The sequence below is a fragment of the Rhodococcus sp. P3_B8 genome, assembly GCF_056402775.1.
In genome coordinates, this window is the sequence record NZ_JBFUGT010000363.1 from 1 (window position 1) to 5982 (window position 5982).

At 65.2% G+C, this 5982-nt stretch carries 6 protein-coding genes; 1 reads left to right on the top strand and 5 read right to left on the bottom strand.

The annotated features are described in order from the left end of the window. Positions 1-205: 205 nt before the first annotated feature. Both AC1D1G_RS40305 and AC1D1G_RS40310 read right to left on the bottom strand, forming a co-directional pair. Entirely contained in the window at positions 206-1018 is an 813-nt protein-coding gene (locus AC1D1G_RS40305; RefSeq protein WP_105421289.1) for an alpha/beta hydrolase family protein, read from the bottom strand. A gap of 94 nt (positions 1019-1112) precedes the next feature. Next, positions 1113-2156: an alpha/beta hydrolase gene (locus AC1D1G_RS40310; RefSeq protein WP_283354638.1), complete on the bottom strand. Its 1044-nt coding sequence runs from the start codon at positions 2154-2156 to the stop codon at positions 1113-1115. A 778-nt stretch (positions 2157-2934) separates the two neighbouring features. Here AC1D1G_RS40310 and AC1D1G_RS40315 point away from each other — a divergent pair. Then, on the top strand, positions 2935-3141 hold the full coding sequence (locus tag AC1D1G_RS40315) for a PspC domain-containing protein (protein WP_005251806.1): 207 nt from the start codon (positions 2935-2937) through the stop codon (positions 3139-3141). Between the two features lie 217 nt (positions 3142-3358). Here AC1D1G_RS40315 and groL read toward each other — a convergent pair whose 3' ends face one another. The 3 genes from groL to AC1D1G_RS40330 form a co-directional block, all read right to left on the bottom strand. Continuing rightward, a complete protein-coding gene (gene groL, locus AC1D1G_RS40320; protein ID WP_005251801.1) occupies positions 3359-4984 on the bottom strand; it encodes a chaperonin GroEL in 1626 nt (541 codons plus the stop codon). A gap of 229 nt (positions 4985-5213) precedes the next feature. Then, positions 5214-5768 carry a DUF6764 family protein gene (locus tag AC1D1G_RS40325; protein WP_283336529.1) on the bottom strand — a complete coding sequence of 185 codons (555 nt, stop codon included), beginning with the start codon at positions 5766-5768 and terminating at the stop codon, positions 5214-5216. An 80-nt stretch (positions 5769-5848) separates the two neighbouring features. Beyond that, positions 5849-5982: HAD hydrolase-like protein (locus AC1D1G_RS40330; protein WP_477956392.1), on the bottom strand; the 134-nt coding region annotated here is incomplete at its 5' end.

A 5982-nucleotide genomic window follows, 5' to 3' on the forward strand; every position in this document is an offset into this window, starting at 1 on the left:
GCACAGGCGGGACACGTTCACCCGTGCCCCGCCTGCGACCGCCGAGACCGCGGCCACGATGTCCGGATTCATCGAAAACCCTTTTCCACCCATGCCCGATTGTCACGGGCACGGGTCGTCAGTGTCCTCGATGTCCTGAGACATCAACTGTCCTGCATGTCCTGAACTCAGACATAACCGCGGGCGGTTAATAAGTACTCACGGGTCAGGTGTGGTCGTGGATCCACTCGACGATCCGGTCGACGGTGCCGGCCGGGTCGCGGATCCAGCCGTTGTGGCCCAGCGGCTTCGGCTGGTGCCACAGCGTGACATCGGCGTTCGGGAGCTTCGCGAGGAGGTTTTTCGCCGAGGACTCCGGCGCCAGATCGTCTCCTTCGACGGTCACGGACAGCACCGGCAATTTCAGCCGGGCGATGCGTTCCTCGTAGTCGATGTCGGCGCCGTCGGGTTCGATCCTGCCGGTGCGGGCGAATCGCGACCAGTCGGTGATCAGCGCCTTCGACTGCCGCCCGAACCCGCCGATGTCGAGTTTGTCGCCGGGCCAGAACCCCGCCAGATTGGCCGTCATCGACATCGCCGCGGCGCCCACCAGCATCCGCGGGGCGTGTATCCCGGGGAATCCCCGGTGATACGGCGACCCGGACGCGACGAGCACGATCCCACCGAGCCGGCCGCGGATCCGGGCCGCGTACATCACACCGAGCTGACCCCCCATGCTATGTCCCAGCAGGAAGGGCGTCGCGGCGGGAAAACGCTCCCGCACCACCTCGAAGATCGCGGGGAAGTCGAGGGCCACCAGTTCGTGGTAGCCGTACGTGCTGGCGCTGCTCGGACGGGGACGACTGTCGCCCTGCCCGCGAAGCTCGCCGATCGCCGCGTTGAACCCTCGGGACACGAGCTCCTCGGCGAAGGGTTCGTAGTAGCCGGCGGGAATTCCCAGGCCGGGAAACACCACGATGACGGGGGCCTCGTCCGGGCCGGGAAACAGGCGAACCGGAGTGGTGGTTCCGTCGGGCATCTGGATCGGTACTGTCTCCACTTCGTCAGACTAGACGGCTCGACCCCCGCAGATCCGGGATCTGCGGGGGTCGAGTCTCATCCGAGACCGGTGTTTACAGGCCGATCGACGCAGCGAGCATCGGCCACGACTTGTGCAGGTCTTCTTCCCAGTAGGACCACGAATGCGTGCCGACGGGCCGGAAGTCGAACGTTGCGGGAATCTGCAGTTCGTTCAGCTTGTCCGCGAGGGCGTGGGTGCACTGGTTGGTGGCCGCCTCGATGGCGCCGCCGAGGAGGATCTGGTTGGCGAGCGTTCCGACGTCGCCGTTGATCCCGGGTCCGTTCAGCTGGTCGCCGGGCCCGGGCAGTCCGGATCCGTTGCTGACGTAGATGTCGAGTCCGCGCAGCTTCTCCGCGTTGACGTACGGGTCGTTGGCCGTCCAGCCGGGGCCGTCTTCCGGCCCCCACATGTTGGAGGTGTCGCCGCCGCCGCGGCCCTCGACGACCAGCTGTACGTACGTGCGGCCGGGGTCCGTGCTGGTCATCGCGCAGCCGCTGTAGGCGCCGACGCTCTCGTACAGGTCCGGAGCCGACTGTGCCAGGCTCAGCACCGAACTACCCGCCATCGAGATACCGGCGATCGAGTTGACGCCGTTGGTGCCGAGCGCGGAGTCGACGATCGGCGGAAGTTCCTGCGTGAGGAACGTCGTCCACTTGTTGTTGCCCAGTTCCGGGTCGGTCTGCTCCCAGTCCGTGTAGTAACTGAACGCGCCCTCCATGGGCGTGACCACGTTGACGTTCTTGTCGGCGAAGAAATCGACGACATCGGTCCTGGCCTGCCACGTGGCGGAGTCCTCGCCGCCGCCCGCCCCGTTGAGCAGGTACAGCGTGGGCCTCGGCTCGCTCGTGTCCGCGGGGGTGATGACCCGCAGCGGAATCTCCCGGTCCATGGAGGCCGAGTACACCTGCATGGTCAACTGCCGGTCGTCGATCTCGTCGGTGCTCACCAGGTGGGAACCACCGTCCGCGACAGTGGCGTCTCCGGTCGGATCGGCGGAAGCGGATGCCTGGACTCCGAGGCACGGAATCGCCGCCGTGAGGGCGACCGCGAGCGCAAGCCGCACCCCGTATCTACCCGCTGCAGTGCGGTTGACCATCGTTCTCCTTCGCTGCGACGTCACCTGCCCGACTCCGAAGAGGCGAGAGCTGGAGCCCACATGATGTCATGTGGGCTCCAGCTCTCGTCGAGAAGTGGGGTCGAAACGGGGGTGTCCCTATTCCGCGACGGACCCGATGAAGTCGATCAGTGTGGTGAGCGCTTCGAGCAGAGTCAGAAAGCTGTCGGACATAGTATTACTCCTTTTCGACGCAGTGGATTTCGAACTTCCCCCCGCGATCAGGGGCTCCGTCATTTGTACCCGAGTTTTCTCCTCGAATAAGCACAAAGTGGTAAACATTTGCGATCGTTGACTTAACGACGAACCCGCAAATCAGTACTGGCTACTTCTCAATTATCTGCAGAACATGCCTATCTAGCTGGGGATATGCGATGGATACGATCTCCGAATCCACGTTCTCGTAATCGAATAGCGACGGAACATACCTCACTGCATTGTTTCCGGACTTTTTCTTGTCGCCGCCCTTGAATTCCCCCGCGGAGTAACGAGGCGTGAACGAATTCGAACATCCCTTCTTTGCCCCGGTGAGCGCATCGATTTGTCTCGAATTAACAATTCGATGGCAAAAGTTTCTATTGTCACATCGAATTGACACGAAGTGTGGGATATCGAGTTTTTCGGCGCGGCGCGCCACGGGAGACGCCGAATCGACGCGCGGCCTCCGGCGGTATGGAGCGGGCACTCAGGGTCGAAGACCAGGGTCGAGATCGGGGAACATCCCGATGTGCCGGCAGATGCCGCCGAACAGAATGGACGCATGACATTCGACAGCAACACTCCCCGCCAGTTCACCCGTTCCGACAACCAGAAGATGCTCGCAGGCGTCTGCGGCGGCATCGCCGAATACTTCTCGGTGGACGTCAACCTCGTCCGACTGCTCACCGTGGTCGCCACGCTGGTCACCGGCGGCACCGCGGCCCTCGTCTACCTCGCCGCATGGATGCTGATGCCGGCCGGACACTGACACAGGCGGCAGCAGCCGAAAGCACTGTGGCCGTGGAACGAATCCACGGCCACAGCCGACACGAGATCTACCGACGCGCACACGGGAAGGGGCGGGTCACCGACAAGAAAGAGCCCGGGACACCAGATGGTGTCCCGGGCTCTTTGAGCACTTCGTGCCCGTGAGTGGCGGGCGAGTCCGAGGACTCCTCAACCACTCACGGGAGGCGTAACCGCCTTTAGAAGTCCATACCGCCCATGCCGCCGGTCGGRTCGCCCACGGGCGCTCCGGCCTTCTCCGGCTTGTCGGCGACGACGGCCTCGGTCGTCAGGAACAGAGCCGCGATGGACGCTGCGTTCTGCAGCGCGGAGCGGGTGACCTTGACCGGGTCGTTGATGCCGGCTTCGAGCAGGTCGCCGTACTCGTTGGTCGAGGCGTTGAGGCCGTGACCTGCGGGCAGGTTGCGAACCTTCTCGGCAACGACGCCGGGCTCGAGGCCCGCGTTGAAGGCGATCTGCTTCAGCGGTGCTTCGAGGGCGACGCGAACGATGTTCGCACCGGTGGCCTCGTCACCTTCGAGCTTCAGGTCGTCGAGCGCGGGAGCCGACTGCAGCAGAGCCACGCCACCACCGGCGACGATGCCCTCTTCGACGGCAGCCTTGGCGTTACGCACGGCATCTTCGATGCGGTGCTTGCGCTCCTTGAGCTCCACCTCGGTGGCAGCGCCGGCCTTGATGACTGCAACGCCACCGGCCAGCTTGGCCAGGCGCTCCTGCAGCTTCTCGCGGTCGTAGTCGGAGTCGCTGTTCTCGATCTCGGCGCGGATCTGCGACACGCGACCGGCGATGGCCTCGGGGTCTCCCGCGCCTTCGACGATGGTGGTCTCGTCCTTGGTGATGACGACCTTGCGTGCCTGGCCGAGCAGCTCGAGTCCAGCGGTCTCCAGGGAGAGGCCGACCTCTTCGCTGATGACCTCGCCACCGGTGAGGATGGCGATGTCGGCGAGCTGAGCCTTGCGACGGTCACCGAAGCCGGGAGCCTTGACGGCCACGGACTTGAAGGTGCCACGGATCTTGTTGACCACCAGGGTGGACAGGGCTTCGCCCTCGACGTCCTCGGCGATGATGACCAACGGCTTGCCGGACTGGATGACCTTCTCCAGCAGCGGCAGCAGGTCCTTGACCGTGGAGATCTTGGAGCTCACGAGCAGGATGTACGCGTCCTCGAGGACGGCTTCCTGACGCTCCGGGTCGGTGGCGAAGTACGCCGAGATGTAGCCCTTGTCGAAGCGCATACCCTCGGTGAGCTCGAGCTGCAGGCCGAAGGTGTTGGACTCCTCGACCGTGATGACGCCTTCCTTGCCGACCTTGTCCATGGCCTCGGCGATGAGCTCGCCGATGGACGGGTCGCCTGCGGAGATACCAGCGGTAGCAGCGATCTGCTCCTTGGTGTCGATCTCCTTGGCGGTCTCGAGCAGACGCACGGTGACGGCCTCGACGGCCTTCTCGATGCCGCGCTTCAGACCCAGCGGGTTGGCGCCGGCAGCGACATTGCGGAGACCCTCACGGACGAGAGCCTGGGCGAGAACGGTAGCGGTGGTGGTTCCGTCGCCGGCGACGTCGTCAGTCTTCTTGGCGACCTCCTTGACCAGCTCGGCACCGATCTTCTCGTAGGGGTCCTCGAGCTCGATCTCCTTGGCGATGGAAACACCATCGTTGGTGATCGTGGGGGCGCCCCACTTCTTCTCGAGCACGACGTTGCGACCCTTGGGGCCCAACGTCACCTTGACTGCGTCGGCGAGGGCGTTGAGTCCCCGCTCGAGGCCGCGACGGGCCTCTTCGTCGAACGCGATGATCTTGGCCATTGCGAAGTGATCCTCCGGATTGGGGGTGACACACAAGGCGACCGCTAGTCGGGTCGCCTCATTTACGCCTTCGGCCGAGTTCGGTGCCCGCGACGGACGACCAGGGGTGTCTTTGGTTCCCGGTCTCACCGTCCCGACCTGGCACTCACGCGTCGTGAGTGCCAAGTGCATTTTTAGCACTCGGACAGGGTGAGTGCAAGGTCGGGAGGGAACCGGTGAGCCCGGGCGATCAGCGCATCGCGCAGACCTGGCCGGTGTTCACGTTGAACGCGAGGGACAGGGCACCGACGCAGTCGACGCCGTTCGCGTCGGCAGTCGCGCCCGAACCCCAGCCGGCGATCGCGACGGTGGTGGTGCCGTCGGCCGCACCGGAGCGAGCGATGCCGCCGCCGAGCGCGAGCGCGTAGGCCTGACCCGAGCCGGTCGACGCACCGAGCGACGTTCCGTATCCGTTGGCGTACGTGGTGGCGCCGCTGCGTCCGTTGGCGACACTCACCGCGGTGCCGCTGTCCGCGGCCATCGCGTGGGCGACGCCGGCTTCGGACGCCTTGGCGCCGCAACTCGCGGTGTCCGACACCTGGACGTCGTTGGCCGACGGCGGGGAGACACAGTTGACGGGGGCGGCACCGGCGACGCCTGCACCAGCCACCGAAATTCCCGCCGCGACGCCCAGACCCACGGCCATCGCCGCTCCCACACGTGCCAGCCGTCGGCCGAACAGAGACGAGATACGAGTACGAGATGCCGAGGCGGTCGAGGTGACGGGCGTGGAGACAGCGAGCATGGAAGCTCCTTCTGGGAACGACGAATTGGAGGATTCGCCGCGAGAGTACCCGCTCACGGCCGGTTAGTCCCGGACCGCGGTCAGGCGAGTTCGTCGAGGAGCTTCGGCAGCTGCGCGACCGAGTCGACGACGTGGTCCGGTCGCTGCGGGGCGAGGTCCAGAATCGACTGGCGGAACTTGCCCGTCCGCACCAGCACGCCGGTCAGTCCCACCC

Excerpts from the sequence above, each read along its gene's own strand:
- AC1D1G_RS40305 (WP_105421289.1), bottom strand. The coding sequence starts at position 1,018 with ATGCCCGACGGAACCACCACTCCGGTTCGCCTGTTTCCCGGCCCGGAC.
- AC1D1G_RS40310 (WP_283354638.1), bottom strand. The coding sequence starts at position 2,156 with ATGGTCAACCGCACTGCAGCGGGTAGATACGGGGTGCGGCTTGCGCTC.
- AC1D1G_RS40315 (WP_005251806.1), top strand. The coding sequence starts at position 2,935 with ATGACATTCGACAGCAACACTCCCCGCCAGTTCACCCGTTCCGACAAC.
- AC1D1G_RS40325 (WP_283336529.1), bottom strand. The coding sequence starts at position 5,768 with ATGCTCGCTGTCTCCACGCCCGTCACCTCGACCGCCTCGGCATCTCGT.